This is a genomic window from Streptomyces sp. SGAir0957, assembly GCF_043523415.1.
Genome location: NZ_CP027293.1, coordinates 617,727 through 636,713, shown reverse-complemented (window position 1 = coordinate 636,713; position 18,987 = coordinate 617,727). Strand labels below are relative to the sequence as shown.

Sequence of the window (18,987 nt, the reverse complement as noted above, 5' to 3'; positions counted from 1 at the left end):
TCCGGTGGGAAACTGGCGCCGATGCCCCCCTGACCCCGGAGGCAAGAGTTGACGTCCGATGCACACAAGCAGGCCGCCCGCACGGGACCGGTGGCGGCCGAGGCGCGCGTGGCGGCGCTGGAGAAGGAAGTCGTCCAGTTGCGTGAGGCGGTCGTCTCGCACGCCGATGTGGACCGGGCCATCGGCGTCATCGTCGCGTTCGCCCGGATCCCGCCCGGACGCGCGTGGGACGTGCTGCGTGAGCTGTCCCAGCACACCAACATCAAACTGCGTCACGTGGCGCTCCTGATCATCCAGTGGGGCCACACCGGCGTCCTGCCCGCCGAGATCCACGCCGAGCTGAGGCGTCGGCTGCAGGGCTGTCAGGGGCGCCGTCCGCGGGCGCAAAAGGCTTCCTCGCCGCCTCCCCGCTGAGCGCTCGGTGCGCAGGGTACGCGGTTCGCGCTGGTCAGAGCGGGTTACTTGCATACGGGGCGGGAGCGGAGAGACGGTAGTGAGTGCTGTGACATTGCTGCCCCCCTGACCCCGGAGGCACGAGTTGACGCGCCAAGCATCGAAGAACGCCGCCGACCCGCGATCGCGCGGCACCGAAGCCGAAGTGGCGGAGCTGCGACAGGAGAACGAACAGCTGCGGGAGGCGGTCGCCTCGCACGCGGACGTCGACCGGGCGCTCGGCGTCCTCGTGGCCCTGGCCCATGTTCCGCCCGGCCGGGCCTGGGAGATGCTGCGGGACATCTCCCAGCACACCAACGTCAAGCTCCGCGTCGTGGCGCTGCTGATCATCCAGTGGGGCCACACCGGCGTCCTGCCCGCGCGGATCGAGGACGAACTGCGACGACAGGTGCGCGCCTGCCGCGGACACCGGGCGCCCGGTGCCCGGCGGGGGCCCGGCAGGGGCGGCTGCCGGGCCCGGTGACCGGTTCCGACGCGGTGTCAGTCCGAGGGCAGTGAGCGCAGGATGCGGCTGAGCCCGTACGCGAAGCGGTCCTCGAAGGACGTGTCGGTCAGGTAAGGGGCGGCCAGGCCGAGGGAGGGGAAGTCCCCGGCCGCCGACGCCAGCGCCTGCGTGAAGCGCTCCGGGTCGGCCGCCGTGCCCGTCGCCGCCTGTTCCTCCTGGGTGAGGCCGAGGACGAAGTAGAGGACGGTCCAGCAGGCCCACGCCGCTTCGCGCGCGGGCAGCCCTCCGTCGAGCAGCGCGCCGACCATCGTCTCGGCGAAGGCCAGCGTCGCCGGTTCGGCGGCGTAGGTGCCGGTGACGATGGCGGCCCCGTCGCGGTGGGCGAGCAGCGCGCGGCGGTAGCGGCGGGCGAGTTCGGCGACCCGCTCGTCCCAGGCGGCGGGCAGCGCGTCGAGGGGGGCCTCGGCGACGATCGCGTCCGCCATCAGTTCCAGCAGCCGCGCCTTGGTCTTGGCGTGCCAGAGCACGGTGTTCATGCGGACCCCGAGCCGGTCCGCCGTGCCGCGCACGGAGACGGCGTCCGCGCCTTTGTCGTCGAGCAGCTCCAGCGCCGCGCGGACCACGGCCCGGGTGTCGAGACGGGGTCCGGCGGCGGTCCGCGTTTGCTTTTTGGTCACTGACCTAGTCTACTGACGATCACGCTTCTTGGTCGCTGACCAAGAAGCGTGGGGGCGGCGCGAGAAGGGCCGTCACAGGACGAGGAGAGGGACGCCATGGAACAGGTCATCGTCGTCGGAGCAGGACCGGTGGGACTCTGGCTAGCCGCCGAACTCCGCCTGGGCGGCGCGGAGGTGACGGTCCTGGAGGCCCGGCACGCGCGCGACCCGCACTCCAAGGCGCTCACCGTGCACCCGCGCACGCTCGAAGTGTTCGCGCTGCGCGGGGTGGTGGACCGGTTCCTCGCCGAAGGACGCCGCATCCCCGACGGCCACTTCGGTGGCCTGGACGAACGGATGTCCTTCGCCGGTCTGGACACCCCGTTCCCCTTCACCCTCGCCCTGCCGCAGGCGCGCACCGAGGAACTCGTCGAGGACCACGCGCGCGCCGCGGGAGCGCGCATCCGGCGAGGACACAAGGTCACGGGACTCACGCAGGACGAGCACGGGGTGACGGTGCGGGCGGCGGGGCCCCAGGGGTCCTACGAGATGCGCGCGTCCTACGTCGTCGGCTGCGACGGCACCCGCTCCACCGTCCGCGAGGCCGCCGGAATCGACTTTCCCGGCACGGACGCCACCACATGGGGGTGGCTCGGCGACGTCGTCCTGGACGAGCCGCCGCACACGCCCGTCCTCAACGTCTCGGGGCCGCACGGCGGCCTGATGGTGGTCCCCCTGCCCGACGGTGTCCATCGCATCGTCGGCGGAGACCCCGAGGGGCGGCACGGCGAACGTCCCGGACCCCTCACCCTCGACGAACTGCGCGCCAAGGTCACACGTATCGCGGGCAGCGACTTCGGCATGCACACCCCGAGCTGGCTGTCCCGGTTCGGCAACGCCGCGCGGCAGGCCGCCCACTACCGCGCCGGCCGGGTCCTGCTGGCCGGCGACGCGGCCCACATGCACTATCCGGCCGGCGGCGTCGGCATGAACGTCGGCATCCAGGACGCCACCAACCTGGGCTGGAAACTCGCCGCCACCGTCCGCGGCGCCGCGCCCGAAAGCCTCCTGGACACCTACCACGCGGAACGCCACCCGGTCGGCGCGGACCTGCTGCTCAGCACGCGGGCCCAGACGGCGCTGATGAACGCCCACACACCGGAGATCGCCGCGCTGCGCACCCTGCTCGCCCAGTGCATCGCCACCGTCCCCGCGTTCTCCCTGGAACTCGCGGGCCGCCTGTCCGCCCTCGCGGTCGCCTACCCCGCGCCGGGAAAGCATCCGCTGACCGGCCGACGCGCCCCCGACCTGGCGCTGAACGGCACCGGCCTCTTCGCTCTCCTGCGCCCCGCCCGGCACGTCCTGCTCGACCTGACGGGCGCCGGGGTCCTGCCGGGCCCCTGTCACCGCGCCGCGCCGGCCGAGCCCCCCGCGGAATGGTCGAAGGTGCGGGCCGCACTCGTACGGCCCGACGGTCATGTCGCCTGGGCCTGCGACGAGACGGACGACGCGGCCCTGGCCCGAGCCGCCCGCGAGGCGGTGGCGGCGGCGTACGCGGGCTGAGGTGAAGCGGGCGTCCTCCCTGCTCAGAGGCCATGCCGCCACTCCCCGCACACAGTGTGGCGAAGCCGCGTCGATTGAGCGCATGACCCGGGGGTAGTCGCACCGCATGCTTGAGACACTCGCAGCGGCGCCGACATCGCTCGCACGTGCGCTCCCCGGGCGCCCGGCCTCCCGGCACGCCCGGGCGCGTCGCCGACGCGGCAAACTGCACCGGCGGCTCCTCGCCTACCGCGACGTGCAGATCGTCCACTCGCCCGCACCGGCAGCCACGGCCGACAGTCTGCTGCTGGTCTACACCCGCCGCATCGTCGGCCAGCTCACCTACGAGGTGTGCGAGGAGTGCGGGAGCGGAGTGATCACCGAGATGTACGTGGCCTCGCCGCTGCAGGACAGCGGTCTCGGTATGCGCGCCGTGGCCCATCTGCGCGCGTGCTACCCCGATGTCGCCTGGCGCAGCCGTCTCACCCGGCGTGCGACGCGGGGTCTCGTGCACCGCATGCGCCTGCCCCACACCGAGACCGCGGGCACCTGCGCGCACAAGGAGATCGGCGGGCAGCCGGGCACCGGGGCCCTGCCGGCACAGCGGGCGGCCTGAGCTCGCCGCACGTCTCAAGACCGCGCGCATAGGTCGCGCATAAGTGCGGATCTTTGGGAAACTCCCAGGTCATGGGCGTGATGTCAGAGATTCGTGAGACGGACCGGAGCGTGAGCAAGGGGCTGGCCGCCAGTGCCCCGCCCGCTCTGCACCGTACGTTGTCGGCCGTGGAAAAAGCGGCGGAGCGTTCCAAGCTGTGGTGCGGCGCGGCCGTGGCGATGGCCACGCTGGGCGGGCCGCGCGGACGCAGGGCCGCCACCGCGGGCCTCACCGCCGTGGCCCTGGCGCAACTGGTGTCCAACGCCGTGTGCAAGCAGCTGGCCGATCGCCCCCGGCCGCCGAAGGAATGGTTCCCGCACGACGAGGCGGAGGACCGCCCCGACTCCTCCTCCTTCCCCTCCGGCCACACCGCCGCCGCCGTCGCCTTCACCGCCGCGGTCGCCGCCATCTGGCCACCCGTCGGCGCCGTGTGCGCGGTACCGGCCGCTCTGGTCGCCGTCGAACGCGTGCAGAGCGGCGCCCACTACCCCAGCGACGTCGCGGCCGGCGCGGCCATCGGAGCGGCCGCGGCCTGGCTCGCCCGCCATGCGCCGCGACTGGCGCTGCGTTCGTGGCTCTGACGGCTCGGTCGGTCGTTCGTGTCACCGCGCCCCGGTGAAGACGAGTGAGACGTTCTGGCCGCCGAAGCCGAAGGAGTTGCTGAGTACGGCCTGTTGCGGCGCGTGGCGGGGCTCGGTGACGAGGTCGAGTGCGCGGGTGATGTCGGGGTCGGCGCCGGTCGCGGTGAGGTTGCGGGTGGGCGGGATGGTGGCGTGCTCGACGCTGAGGACGGCGATCAGCGCCTCGATCGCCCCGGCGGCGCCGAAGAGGTGGCCGAGCGCCGCCTTGGGGGCGGTCACGGTGGCGCGGCCGAGGAGCTGCCCGATCGCGTGGGCCTCGGCGGCGTCGCCGAGCGGTGTTCCGGTGGCGTGGGCGTTGACATGGCTGATGTCCCCGGGAGCCAGCCCTGCCTGGGTGAGGGCCTTGCGCATGGCCGCGATCTGGCCTGATCCGTCGGCCGCGGGCGCCGTGATGTGGTGCGCGTCGGCCGCGATCCCGGCCCCCGCGAGCACCGCGTGGACGCGGGCGCCACGGGCCCGGGCGTGCTCGGCGCTTTCCAGAACCATGACGGCGGCGCCCTCGCTGAGGACGAATCCGCTGCGGTCGGCCGCGAACGGCCGGGACGCGGAAGCGGGGTCGTCGGTGTGCCGCGACAGCGCCTTGGCCTGGGCGAAGCCCGCGACGGTGATCGGGGTGATCGCCGCCTCGGTGCCGCCCGCGATGACCACGTCCGCCTCGCCCGCGCGGATGAGCCTGGCACCCAGGGCGATCGCCTCGGCGCCGGAGGAACAGGCCGAGACCGGCGTGTAGACCCCGGCCCGTGCCCCGTACTCGATGCTGATCAGCGCCGCCGCCGCGTTCGGCATGAGCATGGGGACCGTGCGGGGTGAGACGCGTCGGGTCCCGGACGCCTCCAGGACGTCGTCCTGCGCCAGCAGCGTCTGTACGCCGCCGATGCCCGTACCGATCGCCGCCGCGAGCCGGTCCGGATCCGCGTCCGGGGTGCCGGCGTCGGCCCAGGCCCCGGCCGCCGCGGCGAGGGCCGCCTGCTGGGAGCGGTCGAGCCGCCTGGCCCGCACGGGCGACAACGACTCGGCGGGGTCGGCCGCCATTGTCCCCGCGACGGTCTCGGGCAGGCCGTCGCCCTCCTGCTCGCCCATGACTCCGCCCCGGATACCGGATGCCCCGGCGAGCAGGGCGTCCCAGGTGGACGCCGCGTCCGCGCCGAGCGGTGTGATCGCGCCCAGTCCGGTGACGACGACTTCGGTCCGGTCCATGCCCTCAACCCTCATCCTTCTTGTATGCGATACAACGAACAGGCGCAGTTGTATCACATACAATTCGTGGGTGGAGAAAAAGCGAACCGCAGCCCGTTCAGTTCCGGCCCGGCCCCGTGAGCGCGGTCACGCGACGAAGCGCAGACTCGTGGAGGTGACCGCACAGCTCTGCACGGAGCGACCCGGCGCCGAGTTGAGCGTCGCGGAGATCGCGAAAGCGGCAGGCGTCTTCCCCAACCAGGTCACCTACCACTTCGGCTCCAAGGACTCGCTGCTCGTGCACGCCGCCTTCCTCGGCCTGCTGCACGACGCCCAGCGCGTCGAACGCGTCGGCCGCCAGGCCCCGGACGCGGCGGCGTTCCGGCGGAACATCGCGCGGGCCGTACTCGCCATGCCCTCGCTCCCGTCCGTCGCGCGGGCGCTCGCCGCCGGGATCTCCAAGCCCGAACTCGCCCCGGTGGTCGACCAGCACCTCCAACTGCTGTTCCGGCAGTCCGAACGGTTCGTGCGCCAGTTCCTCGGCAGCCGCGGCTGGCAGGCCCGGCGCCCGCCCGACGTGGAGGCCCGCACGTTCTGGAGCACCGCGCTCGGCGCCGTCCTCCTCGTCCGCGCCGGAGCGCACGGCAAGGTCGCCGACCTCGACCTCGCCGGATCGCTGACCATCCACGACGGAACCACCGATCCCGACTAGCTCCCGAGGGGGCGTCGCGGGCGGGGCGTGCGGGGGCGGGCGGGCGGCCAAATTGTGTGGCGGCGCGGCACCCCTTCCGGCATTGTCCTGCCTGTGTGGGAGATGCGCCCCGTGCTGGAGATCTTCGCCTTCGACGACTTCGCGCTCTGGCCTGTGGGCGAGCACGAGCCGTACGGCTACCTCGTGCTGAACGGGAAGATGACCCCGGCCGACGTCGGCACGGCGGTCATGCGGATCGCCGACGACAACGCCGTCGAACCGGACCCGCGGGACGAGCCCCGCCCGACCGATCCGCTCGACGCGTTCCTGCACGGGCTGCTCACCATGCCCGACCTCATCGCCTCCGGCGGATTCCGGGTGACCGACGACGCCACCGGCACGGTCTACGTCGAGCCGGGCTGCTGCAACGGCCTGGAGTCCTGGCGGGACTGGCTGGAACTGTTCGACGGAACCGGCCAGGCCGCCTTCGGACACGATCCGTCGTCCATGGCCGAGCGCGTCGGTGACAGCGTCCGCCTGACATATGACGTCATGCCGGACGCCGACGCCGACCCCGACGCGGACAACCCGGTCGTCGAACTCCCCGTGGACCAGGTGCGCGCCCTCGTCACCGGTGCGCACCAGGACCTCCGGGACTTCTTCGGCCTCGCCGAGACCTGGGCCGAGAAACACCTGCCGACGCGGAGCGCCGCCGTCACCGCCGCTCTCGCCCGCGCCCTGGACCTGGCGTCCGACCGGTGACCAGCTTCCTCACCCAACGGGCCCGCGTGCACGACACCCGCCTGTCTCCCGACCGGCGCCACATCGCGCTGCGCACCTGCCTCGCCTGCTTCGCGCCCTACGGCCTGCGGGCGACCTACCACCACCTGACGCTGAGCGCCGCGATCCCTCGCCGCCTTGAGGCGGACCCGGCGGCGCTGGTGCGGGCGGTCGAGGAACTGCACGCGGCGCGACTGCTGTGGCTGGAGCGGGTACAGGAGTACACCGCATGGCGCCGGGCGGAGAAGCAGGCCGGGCGGCGCGACGTCCCGAGCCCTCGGCCGTGGTGGGACCGGATGGCGTGGGCGGGGGCGGAACGGGCCTGGTACGACGATCCCCTCCGCCACCCGTCGCTGCTGCTGCCCGCATATGTGCGGCGGCGCAACGCCCTCATGGACGGCGCGGAGCTGCCCGGCTGTCCGGCCTGCGGGGACGAGGGGCCGCTCGCGTCGCAACCGCTGGAAGCGCACGAGGACGGCCGCGGGCGGATCGACCTGTGCGGCCGCTGCGCGTGGGCGCCGGCGCCGTGTCCGTGCGGGCGCCGCCACCCACTGGTGCGGGGCATCCAGTACGGCTGGAATCAGATCTGGCGGCGGGCGCACATGAACGACACCGGGGCACCGAACCCGCATTGGCCGTAGGACCCCGCGGAGCGTCCGGCCCTCACCGATCCCGGCGCGCGGTCGGCCGACGACGTACGGTGCGCTCCGCGCCGGACCGTTACGCCGGGCCTTGATAGCGCGGAGCGAGAGTACTGCCGGACGAGGCGCGGAGCCCCGTCTCCGCCTCCGTGACACGGTCGACCGCCGCGGCGTCGACCAGCCCGGGCACGCACACGGTCTCGCCGTTCTCCAGAGCCTTGAACGAAGCCGCCACCACGTCCTCGACGGGCATGCCCCCATCGTCGTGGACCCGGGCCCGCGCGCCGCCCACCGGTTCCTGACCCTGCGTGAGGTGGAACTCGGTCGCGGTGAGCCCGGGGCACACCACCTGGACACGGACCGGGGACGCGGCCAGCTCCGCCGCGAGGGTCCGGGTGAAGGTGACGACGTACCCCTTGGTCCCGCCGTAGACCGCTCGAGTCGGCAGCGGGCCGGGCGGCAGCGATCCCGCGAAGGCGAGGGTGGAGGCGACGTTCACCACGGTGCCGCGGCCGCGGGCCAGCATGCCCGGCACGGCGGCGCGGGCGAGCCGGGTGACCGCCACCACGTTCACCGCGATCACCTTCTCCAGGAGGGCGGGATCGGTTTCGGCGAAGGGGCCGTAGCCGTTGATGCCCGCGTTGTTCACCAGCGTCTCGATGTCGTCCCCGGCGGCCCGCCGCGCCACGCGGTCCACCTCGCCGGCGTCGCTCAGATCCGCGACGAGGGTTTCCACGCGAACGCCGTGATGCGCCTCGGTCAGCTCCGTCGCGAGCGCCCGCAACCGCTCCGCGCGACGGGCGACCAGCACCAGGTCGTGGCCGTCCGCGGCGAGCCGTCGCGCGTAGGCCGCTCCGATGCCCGAGGAGGCACCGGTGACGAGCGCCGTTCCCCTGACGAGTGAAGATTCCGCTTGCATGGTCATGGAGCTCCCTTGTGTGGATCGACGCGCGGCGGAAGGTCAGCGCGGTGCCGCGAGTACGTCCTTGAGTACGTGCGCGAGCGTGACGTGGGCCAGCTCGTCCCGCAGGGTCTTCTCGATGCCGTCGTAGATGCCCCGCATCGCCGGCTGGATGCCATGGCCCACCACGCAACCGTGGTCGGGGGTGGTGCGGTGCAGCGCGAACAGCGGGCCGGGCTCCACGGCCTCGTACACGTCGAGCAGCGTCATCGACTCCAGATCGCGCGCCAGTGACCAGCCCGCGCCCACGCCGCGCCGGGACTCCACGAGCCCGGCCCGGCGCAACTCGCCGAGCAGGCGGCGGATCACCACCGGGTTGGTGTTCGCGCTGGACGCGATCTGCTCGGAGGTGGCGACGTCATGGCCCTGGCGCTGGTAGAGGCCGATCCAGGCCAGCGCGTGGGCGGCGATGGTCAGCCTGCTGTTGGCGCTCATGGACCTCACCCTCCGGCTGACGGCAGCGACAGTAACGCTTCATGTTACGACGCCGGATCGCGGCGGCGACGGGGCCGCACCCAGTCGTAACAGAGTTAGTTGCGATGCCCTGTCGTAACAACTATGGTTTCGACAGCGGTGAGAGTCGCGACAGCAGTTCCGAAGGTCAAACAACGAGGTGAGAACCATGAGCAAGCCACTCGCGGGCAAGGTCGCCCTGGTCACCGGCGGTTCACGCGGACTGGGAGCGGCGACCGTACGGTTGCTGGCCGATCAGGGCGCCGACATCGCCTTCACCTATGTCAGCTCGGAGGAGCGGGCGCAGGCCGTCGTCGACGACGTGCAGGGCAGGGGAGTGAAGGCCGTCGCCATCCGGTCCGACCAGGCGGACACGGGGCGGGCACCGGCGCTGATCGACGAGGTCGTCGCACACTTCGGCGGCCTGGACATCCTCGTCAACAATGCGGCGATCTCCGTCGAACAGGGCCGCATGGTGGACGACCCGGACGCCGACATCGCCGCACTGGACCGGATGCACGCCACCAACTACCTCGGCGTCATCGCCGTCACCCGGGCCGCCTCCCGCGTGCTGCGCACCGGCGGCCGCATCGTCACGGTCAGCTCCGGCCTCGGCTCCCGGGTCGGCGCCCCCGGCCTCGCCGACTACGCGGCGACCAAGTCGGGCATCGAGAGGTACACCCTGGGCGTCGCACGCGACCTCGGTCCCCGCAACATCACCGCCAACGTCGTCGAGGCCGGGCTGATGGAGGGCGGCATGGAGGGCCCGGGCCCCGAAACCCTCAAGGCACTGCTCAGCTCGCTGTCCCTGCAACGCATGGGCCGCCCCGAGGAGATCGCCGAAGCCATCGCCTTCCTGGCCGGCCCCGGGGCGTCGTACGTGACGGGCGCGGTCCTCGACGCCCACGGCGGCTACAACGCCTGACCTGGACGCAGGTCTACGTCCAGGGCGAGCAGTAGGCCGAGTCCCGCACCGGCCCGTCCAGCGGCCCGCGCGTTCCTGACGTCGTCATCAGATTTCGGTCGTCCAGACTCCGCCCGGGTGGTCGTTCGGGAACGGATCATCAGTCATGCGCGGAGGGCACGCGGTGGTCGTGCGGGCCGGTACACCTGCATTCGTCCTGGACAACCCGGCGGGTCGCAGTGCGAAGCGGCCCGCGTCGGCTGGGCAGGTGTTTCAGCGGGCCAGTACGGAGCCGTACTTGGTGGCGCCCGTCAGGTTGAGGGCGGTCGGGGAGAGGGCGCGGGTGTTCTGGGCGAGGGCGCCGGGGAAGGACCAGATGCCGCCGGCGGCGTCGTTCTCCTGGGGTGCGCTCACGGCCAGGTCGGCCCGCGCGGGCGAACCGTAGGTGCCGAGAGCGACAGCGCTGCCGAAACGGTCGCCCGCCTCGGCGGTGCCGGGAACGCCTGCGCTGCCCTGGTGGTAGCCGTACCCGCCGGTGACGGGCCCGTCGGCGGTGCCCTTGAGCACGACGACCATGCCCGCGTTCCTGGCGCTGCCGATCGCCTCGCTGTCGATGCCGACGGCCAGCTCCGGGTAGCCGTCGGCGTCGGTGTCACCGGCGGCCAGGGAGTACCCGAAGTCGTCGTCGGCCTCGGCGGTGCCGGGGACACCCGGGCTGTCCTGGGTGATGCAGTCGAAGGCGCCGCCCACACCCGCGCCCTTGGCCCCGTGGAGAGTGAGAACCGCCCCGCCGTTCAGGTCGTCGCACCACTTGGAGCGGCCGTCCTCGGAGTCGGGGTTGGGGTGCAGCAGGCCGACGGCGAGGTCGTCGACACCGTCCCGGTCGAGGTCGGCGACCGCGAGGGACTGGCCGTAGTCCGGCGTGCTCCAGCTCTTGAGGGGCTTGTCCGCCGCGTCCCAGGTGTAGACGTCGATGCCGGAGTTCTCCAGGGCGCGCCAGGTGACGGCGAGATTGTCGACGCCGTCGCCGTCGAAGTCACCGGTGGCGAGGTCGCGGACCCGCCCGCTCATGCCGAGCCCGGCGATGCGCGCGGTGGTGTCGGGCGTGGCGGCGGTGAGCGGGCCGGGACGCCAGACGAGGGAACCGCTCTCCTCGCCCGCGACACCGATGGCGAGGTCGATGTCCCCGTCGCCGTCGAAGTCACCCAGGCCGAGCCGCTCACCGAGCTTGTCGAACTCCCCGGCCCCCTTGGCCACGGAGAAGCCGCCCGCGAAACCGCCGGGCGCACCCCGTACGACGCTGACCATGCCCTCACCGTCCGTGGTCCCGGCGGCAAGATCCTCGCCGGGCGCGCCCACCACCAGGTCCGCGTAGCCGTCGCCGTCGGTGTCGGCGCTCTCCACGGCGGCCCCGAAACGGTCGTACGCCTCCGCGGCGCCGGACACGCCGGGGCTGTTCTGGCTGATGGTCGTGGACCCCTTGGACCCGAGACCACCGGGTCCGCCCCAGATGACGTTCACATAGCCTGCCTGCGCCTTGCCGGCCACGGTGGCGTCGGGCACCCCGACGGCGAGGTCCTGATAGCGGTCACCGTTGAAGTCGCCGCGCAACGCGGGCGCCGCACCCGCCGCGCCGGCCGTCGGCAGGGACAGGCCGGTCGCCGCGAGGGCCGCGGCGGCAGCGGTGACGAGAAGACGAAGACGCACAGGCCAACTCCCGTTCGAAGGTGCTTTCTTGTGGGGGGTTCGACTGCCTGGGACGGACAACGGTTGTACGCGGACGGCACCGATTCCGGTGGATCGGCGGTCCCCCATGCGCACCGAGTGGTGGGCCGGGTGCGGGGAACACGTGAGGCATGAGGCTACTGAGTACTTTGTCGAGGCCCGCGCGACGACCGGAGCGGGGTGCGCTGCGCAGCTACGTTCCCGTGGGCGCGGGGGTGGCGACCGCGGCGCTGGTGGGGTCGCTGGCCATCGATCCGGACGACGTCTGGTACCGCTCCCTGAAGAAGCCGCCGTGGCAGCCGCCCCCGGCGGCCTTCGGCGCGGTGTGGACCCCGCTGTACCTCTCCATCGCGGCGGGCGGCGGACGCACTCTGCGCCGGGCCCCGGCGAAGGAGCGCCGCCGCTGGGCGAAGGCACTGACCGTCAACCTCGCCCTGAACTCGGCGTTCGGCTGGTCCTTCTTCAAGGCCCGCACGCCGTACGCGGGCTTGGCCGTCACAGCGGCCACGGCCGCCTCGTCCTGGGATCTGGTGCGGCGCGCCGCACACCTCGACCGGGGGACGGCGGTCGCCCTCGTTCCCTACGCGATGTGGTGCACCTTCGCCACCGCCCTGAACGCGGACATCGCCCGGCGCAACAGGTGACAGACGGCCATCAGCACCCCGCTCCGTCGGGGATGATGGCCGGGTGTCCATCCGCATCAGCGCCCTCGTCTCGGCCTTCGGCGTCCTCGTCGCGGCCCTGCTGCTCGTCTCCGCCGTTCATGAGTACCGTTCCGGGGCATCGGCTCTCTGGGTCGGGGCGGGGGCCGCGCTCCTCGTCGGCGCCTCGTACACGCTCGTGCGGGACGTGCGGCGGCTCCGTTCGCGGCAGACGGGCTGAGCGGTATCGCGCGGCGCCGTGCACTGCCATTCCCTGTCCGGGGGAGCGGAGCGCGAAAGCGCCCCCGGCCGAAGAAGCCGGGGGCGCCAGAAGCACAAAACCTCAGTGCTGATCCGTGCCGCTGCCGCTGCCGCTGCCGTAGCTGCGGCGGGCGGCGTCCGCGGCCTTGTCGGTCTGCGCGTCGTACTTGTTGCCCGTACGCTCGTCAATGACCCGCTCGGCGCTTTCGACGCCCTTGTCGGCCTGGTCCGGATGGCCCTTGGCCATCTGCTTGGCCTTGTTCGCGACATCGCCCAGCTTGCCCATGGTGAATACCTCCCACGTTCGTACGTGCGTTGTGCTTGATCCCAGGTACCCCGGATCTCCAGAGGAATCCTTCCTTCCTCTTCTTTTTCGAGCGGCAGGCAGCCGCCGGGAGATGGCGACCCCCGCCAGGCAGAGCGCGCCGCCGACGAGGCCGTACGCCGTGGGGATCTCGGCGAGCAGCAGCCACGACATCAGCACCGAAACGGCGGGGACCGCGTAGGACACGGCGGAGAGCCGGCCGGCGTCCATGCGGCGCAGCGCGTAGGCCCAGGCGGTGAAGCCGATCGCGGTGGGGAAGGCGCCGAGGTAGACGGCGCCGGTGATCGCTCCCGCGGACGCCGACCGCACTTCGCCGACGAGTTGGGGTGCCCAGGGCAGCAGGGCGACGGTGGCGACGACGCAGCCGAGCCAGATCGCGGTGAACCCGTCGACGTGGCGGAGCGTGGCCTTCTGGACCATGACCCCCGCGGCGTAGAGCACGGCGGCCAGCAGGCACAGCAGAACTCCCGCCCAGTCGCGATGCGTGCCGGCCCCGGCCGCGATGAGCGCGGTGCCGCCCAGCGCGACGAGCGAGCCGACGACGAGCGCGCGCGAGAAGGGTTCACCGAGAAATTTTCCGGCGGCGACGGCGACGAGGAGCGGCGCGACGTTCACCAGCAAGGCCGCTGTCCCGGCGTCCACGTGCTGCTCGCCCGCGTTGAGAGCGACGGTGTACCCGGCGAGCCACAGCACGGCGTAGGCGGCGATCAGCGCGAACGCCCTGCGGGACACGCGGACGCGGACGGTCCGCCGGGCCACCGCGAGCACCGTGAGCGTGGCGGCGGCGACGCCCAGCCGCAGCAGTGCCAGCGGCGCGGGGGACAGCGTGTGCCCGATGTCCCGGATGGCGACGAACGCGGAGGCCCACAGCACCACGGCGAGGCCGGCGGCGGCCGCGGTTCTGCCCAGGTGCGAGGAGGTGGTGGCGGCGGTGCTCGGGCCCGGGATGGTGGGCTGGGCTGTCTCTCGAAGATCGGTCACTCCGTCATCGTCGGCCGCCACCTGTGTTCAGGACAAGCGACGTATTCTGTACGTTCGTTAAGCGCTGCTGTACGGTACGCGTATGTTGGACATTTCCCGACTTCGCGTACTGCGGGCGGTCGTCGCGACGAGTTCGATCCGCGCGAGCGCCGCCGCGCTCGGCTACACCCCCTCCGCAGTGAGCCAGCAGCTCGCCACTTTGCAGCGGGAGACCGGGCTGCAGTTGTTCGAACGATCCGGTCGCGGCATCGAGCCCACTGCGGCAGGCCGGACCCTCGCTGCCGAGACCGAGACGTTGTTCGAGGCGGTCGGCCGGGTCGAGCGCGTGGTAGGCGATCTGCGCGCCGGGCGGGTGGGCAGTCTCTCGATCGGCTACTTCAGCTCGGCGGGCTCGGCGTTGCTGGCGCCGGTCGTCGCCGCGCTGCGCACCGAGTTCCCGGAACTCCGGCTCGATTTGCTCCTGACCGAATACACGCAGGGCGACCCGGACCTGGACATCTTCGTGGAGGAGACGGGCGCCGAGCACCCCGGGGCCGTCCATGTGCACCGGCTCGCCGAGGACCCCTACTACGCCGTCGTCCGCGTCGACGATCCGATCGCCGGTCTGCCGGAGGTACCGCTCGCGGACCTCGCGGAGCGGCACTGGGTGGACAACGACCTGCGCGAAGGGGCCTGCCGCCAGGTGCTCCTCAACGCGTGCGCCCAGGCCGGGTTCGCCCCGAGTTTCGTGGTGGAGACGCACGACTACCGGACGGCGATGTCTTTCGTGGCGACGGGCATCGGGCTGACGGTGGTACCGGCGCTCGGCATCGGCGAGCTGCCGGAGGAGCTGACCACCGTCCGGCTGGTGTCCCCGGCCCCGGTGCGGTACCTCAGTCTCGCGGTGAAGGATTCGGTGGCGCGCCATCCTGCCGTCCGGCGCGCCGTCGAGCTGCTGGAAGGTCTGGTGTCCGCGGCGAGGGCCGAGCGGACCGAGAGGGTGGCGGGCGCGGCGGTGGCGCCGCCGGTCTAGCCCCGGTCGCCGTGTGCTGGGTGGGTGCTGCGTGGCGCGCCGACCCGCCCGGCGGCGGACGGGACCCTAAGCTGCCGCGGTGCACACTGTCGAGCTGCTGCCCGACCCGGCCACGGAGGACCGGGTGGTCCGCGTCTGGCGCGCGCTGGCCGCCATCGGGCTGCCCAGTCAGGCGGGCCACCGCCACCCCACGAACCGGCCGCATCTGACGCTGGCCACGTCGGCCGAGCTGACACCGAGCGGTCGTCCCGGGCTCGTCCCGGCGCTGAGCGTGCTGCCCGTGCCCCTGCGTCTTGAAGGCGTCGTCCGCTTCGGTGGGCGGACCCGCGTCCTGGCCTGGCGTGTCGTTCCCGGCGCTGAACTGACCGCGTTGCAGCGTCAGGTGTGGGAGCTTCTGCGCGCCGACGGCGACGAGGACCGCAACCCTCTGCACGACCCCGAGAACTGGACCCCGCATCTCACCCTCGGCAGATCCCGATCCGCGGACGCTCGTTGGCCGGACGGCTCGCTCCCGGCGGAACTGGCCGAGCCGTGGGAGGGAAGTCTCACACTGGCCCGCAGCTACGACAGTGTGCGGCGGACGGTGGTACCGCTGGCTGAGGGCTGAGGGCTGAGGGCTGAGGGCTGAGGGCTGAGGGGTGGGGGCGGTGAGCGGAGTGCGGAATGCGGAGTGCGGAGTGCGGACAGGCGTGGGACACGCCTCGTGGCCGCGCGTCCCACCGTCCGACCTCGACCGCCGCGCCCGTCAACACCCCACTCCGCCATACCGTTTCGGCCACCGCGGCCCGCACCCGGATTCTGTTCGACAGGAACCGTCCTGGCGTCCACCCCGCCGACTGTGCGACGGTAGGGGGACAAGAGACTGAGCCGATATACGCAAGCGTCGGCTCTTCGGCAACCGGACGTTGCCCCCTTCACGGGCATCCGGCACCCGCCGAAGCCGCCGGCCCCCCACCCATGGGGCCGTAGCGTCTTCGGTCTCATCAACCCCCGAAAGGGGGCCAGCATGGACATCACCACTGAGCTGAACGGCCACCGGGCCACGCTCACTCCGCATGGGGACATCGACTTCGACACCTTGGACCAGGTGCAGGCCGGCGTGGCCTGTCTCCCGACCGCCACCACCCACGTGGTCTTCGACCTGAGCGACGTCCCGTTCGTCGACATAGCCGGTCTGCGCCTGTTCGACTCGTCGCGGAACTTCGCCCACGTCACCGTCGTCCACCCGAACCCTCAGGCCCTGCGCGTGCTCCGACTGGCCGTGCGGCTGTTCCCGCACATGGACTTCGAGCGCCATCTGTCGGAGGCCGACCGTTCGCAGGTCGCGTAGCCCTGTAAGGACCCCGCGTCGCCCGTGGCGCTTTCCCGCGTGAAACCGAGGCCGCGGGCGGCGGCGCCGCGACGGACGCTGGGACACGCGGGCGCGCGAGACCTACGACCGCGGTAACGGGGCCGGCGCACACCCCCCTCGCCGCAGCCGCCCGCAGGTCCGACCGGTTCGGCGGACGACTGCCAGGAGAGCGGGCCGTCCGAGGCGGCCCATTGCAGAGGGCCTCAGTCCGTTGCCGCGCTGCCGACCGGGCGGGGTGCCGACAGGGCCGGCAGGGGCGTCATGCCCGCCAGGCCCTCCTCCAGTTCGTCGAGTGCTCTGCGTGCCGTGGTGATGCGCTGCCTGAGCTCCTCCTCCGACAGGGAGGCGGGCGCGGTGGCCTCGGCGGAGGGGGCGGGGTCCGGCTCCTCCATGGCGCGGGCCTCGTCGAGCGAGGTGATGACGACGCCGATGAGGACGTTGACCAGGACGAAGGAAGCGATGAGAACGTAGGAGGCGAAGTAGACGATGCTCCAGCGGGAGATCTCGAGACCGGCGCGGACCGCGTCGCCGAGCCCGTCGAGCGTCATGAGCAGGAAGAGGGTGAGCACCGCGCGGCCGATCGAGCCGAAGTGCTCGGGGTCGGAGGTGGCGAAGAAGACCCAGCCCACCATCGCGTACACGTAGAGGAGCAGGCCGCCCACGAGCAGGAAACTGACTGTGCCGGGCAGGCTGCGGCCCACCGCGACCAGCACGATGCGCAGTTGGGGCAGGAAGCGGGCGGCGCGCAGCACGCGGGCCAGCCGCAACAGCCGCAGCACCGTGGCGTTCTCGCGGACGAGGGGCAGGAAGGCGCACACCACGACGGCCAGGTCGAACAGGTTCCACGGGTCACGCCAGAAGGCGCGCGGCCGGTCCGCGTGCGCGGCGATCCGCACCAGGATCTCCGCCGTGAAGACGGCCAGGAAGACGTGCTCCACCAGTTTCAGCTCGTCGTGGAAGCGGTCGCTGACGCCGCTGTAGGTCTCGACGCCCAGGACGGTCGCGTTGACCAGGATCAGAACGAAGACGGTGACGGCGAACCAGCGCGCGTCGGTGACGGTCCGGGCGCGGGCGGCGAGGGTCGCCCTCGCGGCCGGGCCGGCTAAGCGGAATGTATTGCTGCTCACGGGAGTTGGATCTTACGTGCCTCACGGCCGGTCGGGCCCTTCGAGCGTGTGGCGGGGGCCCGTGCTCCGCCGGTGTGTCGCACCCCGCCCGGATGCGAACCTCGTACTCCGCCCGGATCCGGAACCCCCCGCTCACGTCATGCGCGACGCCCCGGACGAACCCGTCGCTCCTTGGGTTCGAGGGCGCGGAGGGTCCACAGCCCGTACAGGGCCAGCAGCGGCTTGACGGCCGTCCACTCGCCGAGGCGGCAGTCGTCCGCGCCCGCCAACTTCCCTGCCAGATCGGGGCGTTGGCGCCGCAAGTACGCCCGCGCCTTGAGCGCGTGGGCAGGCTGGGAGACGATCTTGATGCGGTCCACGCCGTCGAGAAGGGGGATCACGCAGGTGATGTTCTCCCACGTCGTCGTGGACCGCTCCTCAAGGAGCGCCGGGCCGTCGAAGCCGAGGACCGTCCTCGCGTAGTCGGCCATCAGTCGCGCCTCCGTGGCGCCGTCGCCGGTCGTCCCGCCGCTGAAGATCAGGCGGGTCTCGCGCGTGCCACCGTCGAGGGAGCGGAGACCGGCGCGGACGCGCCATCGGTTGATGACGTTCGCCGACGTCCCCGGGTTCCGGTAGCCGAGCACGACCACCGCCTCGCAGGCGCCTTCGCCGGTCCCGACGAGCGTCCGGGACCAGCGCCGGTTCAGCCACTCTCCCCAGGCCAGGGCCGCCACCCCGGCCATGACCAGTCCTGTCCTTCGCCGCATGGGGCGACTCTAGGCCAGGTCATGCCGGTGCGGCGTGGCGTCGTGTCACGCCGCGACCACCGCGACGCCCGTCCGTCCGCCGTCCACGTCCACCACGGTGCCGTGGACGAAGGACGCCTCGTCGCTCGCCAGCCACAGCGCGGCGTGGGCGATCGCGGCGGGTTCGCCGACCGTCCCCGACGGGGTGCCGTGCATCATGACCTGGCCGGGGCCCGGGGTGCTGCCCTCGGGGGCGGGCGGCAGGATCACCCCGGGGGAGACGGCGTTGACCCGGACGCCCCGGGGTCCGAACTCCGCCGACCAGGCCCGGGTCAGGGTCTCCATGGCGCCCTTGGTGGAGCTGTAGAGGGCGCCCGCGGGGACGCCCAGGCGGGCGATCCAGGAGCCGAGGTTGATGATCGTGCCGCCGCCCGTGGCCGCCATGGCGGGGGCGACGGCCGCGGTCAGGAAGAACGGCGCCTTCACGTTCACGGCGTAGACGTGGTCGAAGGTCTTCTCGTCGGTGTCGGTGGTGGAGGGCGACGGGTAGACGCCGGCGTTGTTGACCAGTACGTCGATCCGGCCGCCCAGGGCCGCGGTGGCCTCCTCTGCGAGTGCGCGGGACGCCTCCGCGCTGCCGTCGAGGTCCGCCGCCACGAAGTCGGCCCGGCCGCCTGCGGCGCGGATGCCGGCGACGACGGCGGCTCCGCGTCCGGTGTTGCGTCCGGACACGACGACGTGCGCGCCCTCGGCGGCGAACACCTCGGCGATGGCCTGACCGATGTTGCTGGTGGACCCGGTGACCAGTGCCGTCTTGCCCTGCAGTCGTCCAGTCATGGCG

The 18,987-nt window shown here is 72.5% G+C and carries 23 protein-coding genes; 14 read left to right on the top strand and 9 right to left on the bottom strand.

The genetic code is table 11. The features are described from left to right. The first annotated feature begins 48 nt into the window (after positions 1-48). Together C1N81_RS07955 and C1N81_RS07950 are read left to right on the top strand one after the other, a co-directional pair. Positions 49-414 (top strand): ANTAR domain-containing protein, encoded by a 366-nt coding sequence (locus C1N81_RS07955; protein WP_394427999.1) that lies wholly within the window; start codon positions 49-51, stop codon positions 412-414. 124 nt (positions 415-538) lie between these two features. After that, positions 539-916 (top strand): ANTAR domain-containing protein, encoded by a 378-nt coding sequence (locus tag C1N81_RS07950; RefSeq protein WP_394427998.1) that lies wholly within the window; start codon positions 539-541, stop codon positions 914-916. A gap of 17 nt (positions 917-933) precedes the next feature. Here the strand turns inward: C1N81_RS07950 and C1N81_RS07945 are convergent, their stop codons facing one another. Continuing rightward, positions 934-1,575, bottom strand: coding sequence for a TetR/AcrR family transcriptional regulator C-terminal domain-containing protein (locus tag C1N81_RS07945; RefSeq protein ID WP_394427997.1), 642 nt, complete (start codon positions 1,573-1,575; stop codon positions 934-936). Between the two features lie 96 nt (positions 1,576-1,671). Here C1N81_RS07945 and C1N81_RS07940 point away from each other — a divergent pair, with 96 nt between their 5' ends. The 3 genes from C1N81_RS07940 (at position 1,672) to C1N81_RS07930 (ending at position 4,332) form a co-directional block, all read left to right on the top strand. After that, a complete protein-coding gene (locus tag C1N81_RS07940; protein WP_394427996.1) occupies positions 1,672-3,117 on the top strand; it encodes an FAD-dependent monooxygenase in 1,446 nt (481 codons plus the stop codon). A gap of 106 nt (positions 3,118-3,223) precedes the next feature. Beyond that, positions 3,224-3,712, top strand: a complete 489-nt coding sequence (locus C1N81_RS07935) for a hypothetical protein (protein WP_394427995.1) — start codon at positions 3,224-3,226, stop codon at positions 3,710-3,712. 110 nt (positions 3,713-3,822) lie between these two features. After that, the gene (locus C1N81_RS07930) at positions 3,823-4,332 is read left to right on the top strand and encodes a phosphatase PAP2 family protein (RefSeq protein ID WP_394427994.1); all 510 of its coding nucleotides are present in this window, start codon (positions 3,823-3,825) and stop codon (positions 4,330-4,332) included. 21 nt (positions 4,333-4,353) lie between these two features. On the opposite strand, the gene C1N81_RS07925 is transcribed toward C1N81_RS07930, so the two are convergent. Beyond that, positions 4,354-5,589, bottom strand: coding sequence for a beta-ketoacyl-[acyl-carrier-protein] synthase family protein (locus tag C1N81_RS07925; protein ID WP_394427993.1), 1,236 nt, complete (start codon positions 5,587-5,589; stop codon positions 4,354-4,356). Positions 5,590-5,743: 154 nt separating this feature from the next. Here C1N81_RS07925 and C1N81_RS07920 point away from each other — a divergent pair, with 154 nt between their 5' ends. The 3 genes from C1N81_RS07920 to C1N81_RS07910 all read left to right on the top strand — a co-directional run bounded on the left by C1N81_RS07920 (position 5,744) and on the right by C1N81_RS07910 (position 7,680). Next, positions 5,744-6,280, top strand: coding sequence for a TetR/AcrR family transcriptional regulator C-terminal domain-containing protein (locus C1N81_RS07920; RefSeq protein WP_394427992.1), 537 nt, complete (start codon positions 5,744-5,746; stop codon positions 6,278-6,280). 102 nt (positions 6,281-6,382) lie between these two features. After that, positions 6,383-7,021, top strand: a complete 639-nt coding sequence (locus C1N81_RS07915) for a hypothetical protein (protein WP_394437796.1) — start codon at positions 6,383-6,385, stop codon at positions 7,019-7,021. Next, on the top strand, positions 7,018-7,680 hold the full coding sequence (locus C1N81_RS07910) for a hypothetical protein (RefSeq protein WP_394427991.1): 663 nt from the start codon (positions 7,018-7,020) through the stop codon (positions 7,678-7,680). The genes C1N81_RS07915 and C1N81_RS07910 overlap by 4 nt, the downstream gene beginning before the upstream one ends. 79 nt (positions 7,681-7,759) lie before the next feature. Here C1N81_RS07910 and C1N81_RS07905 read toward each other — a convergent pair whose 3' ends face one another. Beyond that, on the bottom strand, positions 7,760-8,605 hold the full coding sequence (locus tag C1N81_RS07905) for an SDR family NAD(P)-dependent oxidoreductase (RefSeq protein WP_394427990.1): 846 nt from the start codon (positions 8,603-8,605) through the stop codon (positions 7,760-7,762). A gap of 36 nt (positions 8,606-8,641) precedes the next feature. After that, the gene (locus C1N81_RS07900; RefSeq protein WP_394427989.1) at positions 8,642-9,076 is read right to left on the bottom strand and encodes an Rrf2 family transcriptional regulator; all 435 of its coding nucleotides are present in this window, start codon (positions 9,074-9,076) and stop codon (positions 8,642-8,644) included. Positions 9,077-9,263: 187 nt separating this feature from the next. Between C1N81_RS07900 and C1N81_RS07895 the strand changes: the two genes are divergently transcribed. Beyond that, on the top strand, positions 9,264-10,019 hold the full coding sequence (locus tag C1N81_RS07895) for an SDR family NAD(P)-dependent oxidoreductase (protein WP_394427988.1): 756 nt from the start codon (positions 9,264-9,266) through the stop codon (positions 10,017-10,019). A 252-nt stretch (positions 10,020-10,271) separates the two neighbouring features. On the opposite strand, the gene C1N81_RS07890 is transcribed toward C1N81_RS07895, so the two are convergent. Then, positions 10,272-11,705, bottom strand: a complete 1,434-nt coding sequence (locus C1N81_RS07890) for an FG-GAP-like repeat-containing protein (RefSeq protein WP_394427987.1) — start codon at positions 11,703-11,705, stop codon at positions 10,272-10,274. Between the two features lie 149 nt (positions 11,706-11,854). Here C1N81_RS07890 and C1N81_RS07885 point away from each other — a divergent pair, with 149 nt between their 5' ends. After that, the gene (locus C1N81_RS07885; RefSeq protein WP_394427986.1) at positions 11,855-12,367 is read left to right on the top strand and encodes a TspO/MBR family protein; all 513 of its coding nucleotides are present in this window, start codon (positions 11,855-11,857) and stop codon (positions 12,365-12,367) included. A 43-nt stretch (positions 12,368-12,410) separates the two neighbouring features. Continuing rightward, complete coding sequence (locus C1N81_RS07880) at positions 12,411-12,605, top strand: hypothetical protein (protein WP_394427985.1); 195 nt, start codon at positions 12,411-12,413, stop codon at positions 12,603-12,605. A 102-nt stretch (positions 12,606-12,707) separates the two neighbouring features. On the opposite strand, the gene C1N81_RS07875 is transcribed toward C1N81_RS07880, so the two are convergent. Then, positions 12,708-13,931: an Rv0909 family putative TA system antitoxin gene (locus tag C1N81_RS07875; protein WP_394427984.1), complete on the bottom strand. Its 1,224-nt coding sequence runs from the start codon at positions 13,929-13,931 to the stop codon at positions 12,708-12,710. Between the two features lie 82 nt (positions 13,932-14,013). On the opposite strand from C1N81_RS07875, the gene C1N81_RS07870 reads away from it, so the two are divergent. The 3 genes from C1N81_RS07870 (at position 14,014) to C1N81_RS07860 (ending at position 16,273) form a co-directional block, all read left to right on the top strand. Then, positions 14,014-14,943, top strand: coding sequence for a LysR family transcriptional regulator (locus C1N81_RS07870; protein ID WP_394427983.1), 930 nt, complete (start codon positions 14,014-14,016; stop codon positions 14,941-14,943). Positions 14,944-15,022: 79 nt separating this feature from the next. Then, positions 15,023-15,550: a 2'-5' RNA ligase family protein gene (locus tag C1N81_RS07865; protein ID WP_394427982.1), complete on the top strand. Its 528-nt coding sequence runs from the start codon at positions 15,023-15,025 to the stop codon at positions 15,548-15,550. Positions 15,551-15,949: 399 nt separating this feature from the next. Then, entirely contained in the window at positions 15,950-16,273 is a 324-nt protein-coding gene (locus C1N81_RS07860; RefSeq protein WP_394427981.1) for an STAS domain-containing protein, read from the top strand. A gap of 224 nt (positions 16,274-16,497) precedes the next feature. On the opposite strand, the gene C1N81_RS07855 is transcribed toward C1N81_RS07860, so the two are convergent. From C1N81_RS07855 to C1N81_RS07845, 3 genes are all read right to left on the bottom strand, one after another. Then, positions 16,498-17,421, bottom strand: coding sequence for an ion transporter (locus C1N81_RS07855; RefSeq protein WP_394427980.1), 924 nt, complete (start codon positions 17,419-17,421; stop codon positions 16,498-16,500). Between the two features lie 137 nt (positions 17,422-17,558). After that, positions 17,559-18,167 (bottom strand): YdcF family protein, encoded by a 609-nt coding sequence (locus C1N81_RS07850; protein WP_394427979.1) that lies wholly within the window; start codon positions 18,165-18,167, stop codon positions 17,559-17,561. Positions 18,168-18,212: 45 nt separating this feature from the next. Beyond that, positions 18,213-18,983, bottom strand: a complete 771-nt coding sequence (locus C1N81_RS07845) for an SDR family NAD(P)-dependent oxidoreductase (protein ID WP_394427978.1) — start codon at positions 18,981-18,983, stop codon at positions 18,213-18,215. Between the last annotated feature and the right edge of the window lie 4 nt (positions 18,984-18,987).

Excerpts from the sequence above, each read along its gene's own strand:
- C1N81_RS07895 (WP_394427988.1), top strand. The coding sequence starts at position 9,264 with ATGAGCAAGCCACTCGCGGGCAAGGTCGCCCTGGTCACCGGCGGTTCA.
- C1N81_RS07935 (WP_394427995.1), top strand. The coding sequence starts at position 3,224 with ATGCTTGAGACACTCGCAGCGGCGCCGACATCGCTCGCACGTGCGCTC.
- C1N81_RS07940 (WP_394427996.1), top strand. The coding sequence starts at position 1,672 with ATGGAACAGGTCATCGTCGTCGGAGCAGGACCGGTGGGACTCTGGCTA.
- C1N81_RS07885 (WP_394427986.1), top strand. The coding sequence starts at position 11,855 with ATGAGGCTACTGAGTACTTTGTCGAGGCCCGCGCGACGACCGGAGCGG.
- C1N81_RS07915 (WP_394437796.1), top strand. The coding sequence starts at position 6,383 with ATGCGCCCCGTGCTGGAGATCTTCGCCTTCGACGACTTCGCGCTCTGG.
- C1N81_RS07900 (WP_394427989.1), bottom strand. The coding sequence starts at position 9,076 with ATGAGCGCCAACAGCAGGCTGACCATCGCCGCCCACGCGCTGGCCTGG.
- C1N81_RS07845 (WP_394427978.1), bottom strand. The coding sequence starts at position 18,983 with ATGACTGGACGACTGCAGGGCAAGACGGCACTGGTCACCGGGTCCACC.
- C1N81_RS07860 (WP_394427981.1), top strand. The coding sequence starts at position 15,950 with ATGGACATCACCACTGAGCTGAACGGCCACCGGGCCACGCTCACTCCG.
- C1N81_RS07850 (WP_394427979.1), bottom strand. The coding sequence starts at position 18,167 with ATGCGGCGAAGGACAGGACTGGTCATGGCCGGGGTGGCGGCCCTGGCC.
- C1N81_RS07870 (WP_394427983.1), top strand. The coding sequence starts at position 14,014 with ATGTTGGACATTTCCCGACTTCGCGTACTGCGGGCGGTCGTCGCGACG.
- C1N81_RS07925 (WP_394427993.1), bottom strand. The coding sequence starts at position 5,589 with ATGGACCGGACCGAAGTCGTCGTCACCGGACTGGGCGCGATCACACCG.
- C1N81_RS07905 (WP_394427990.1), bottom strand. The coding sequence starts at position 8,605 with ATGACCATGCAAGCGGAATCTTCACTCGTCAGGGGAACGGCGCTCGTC.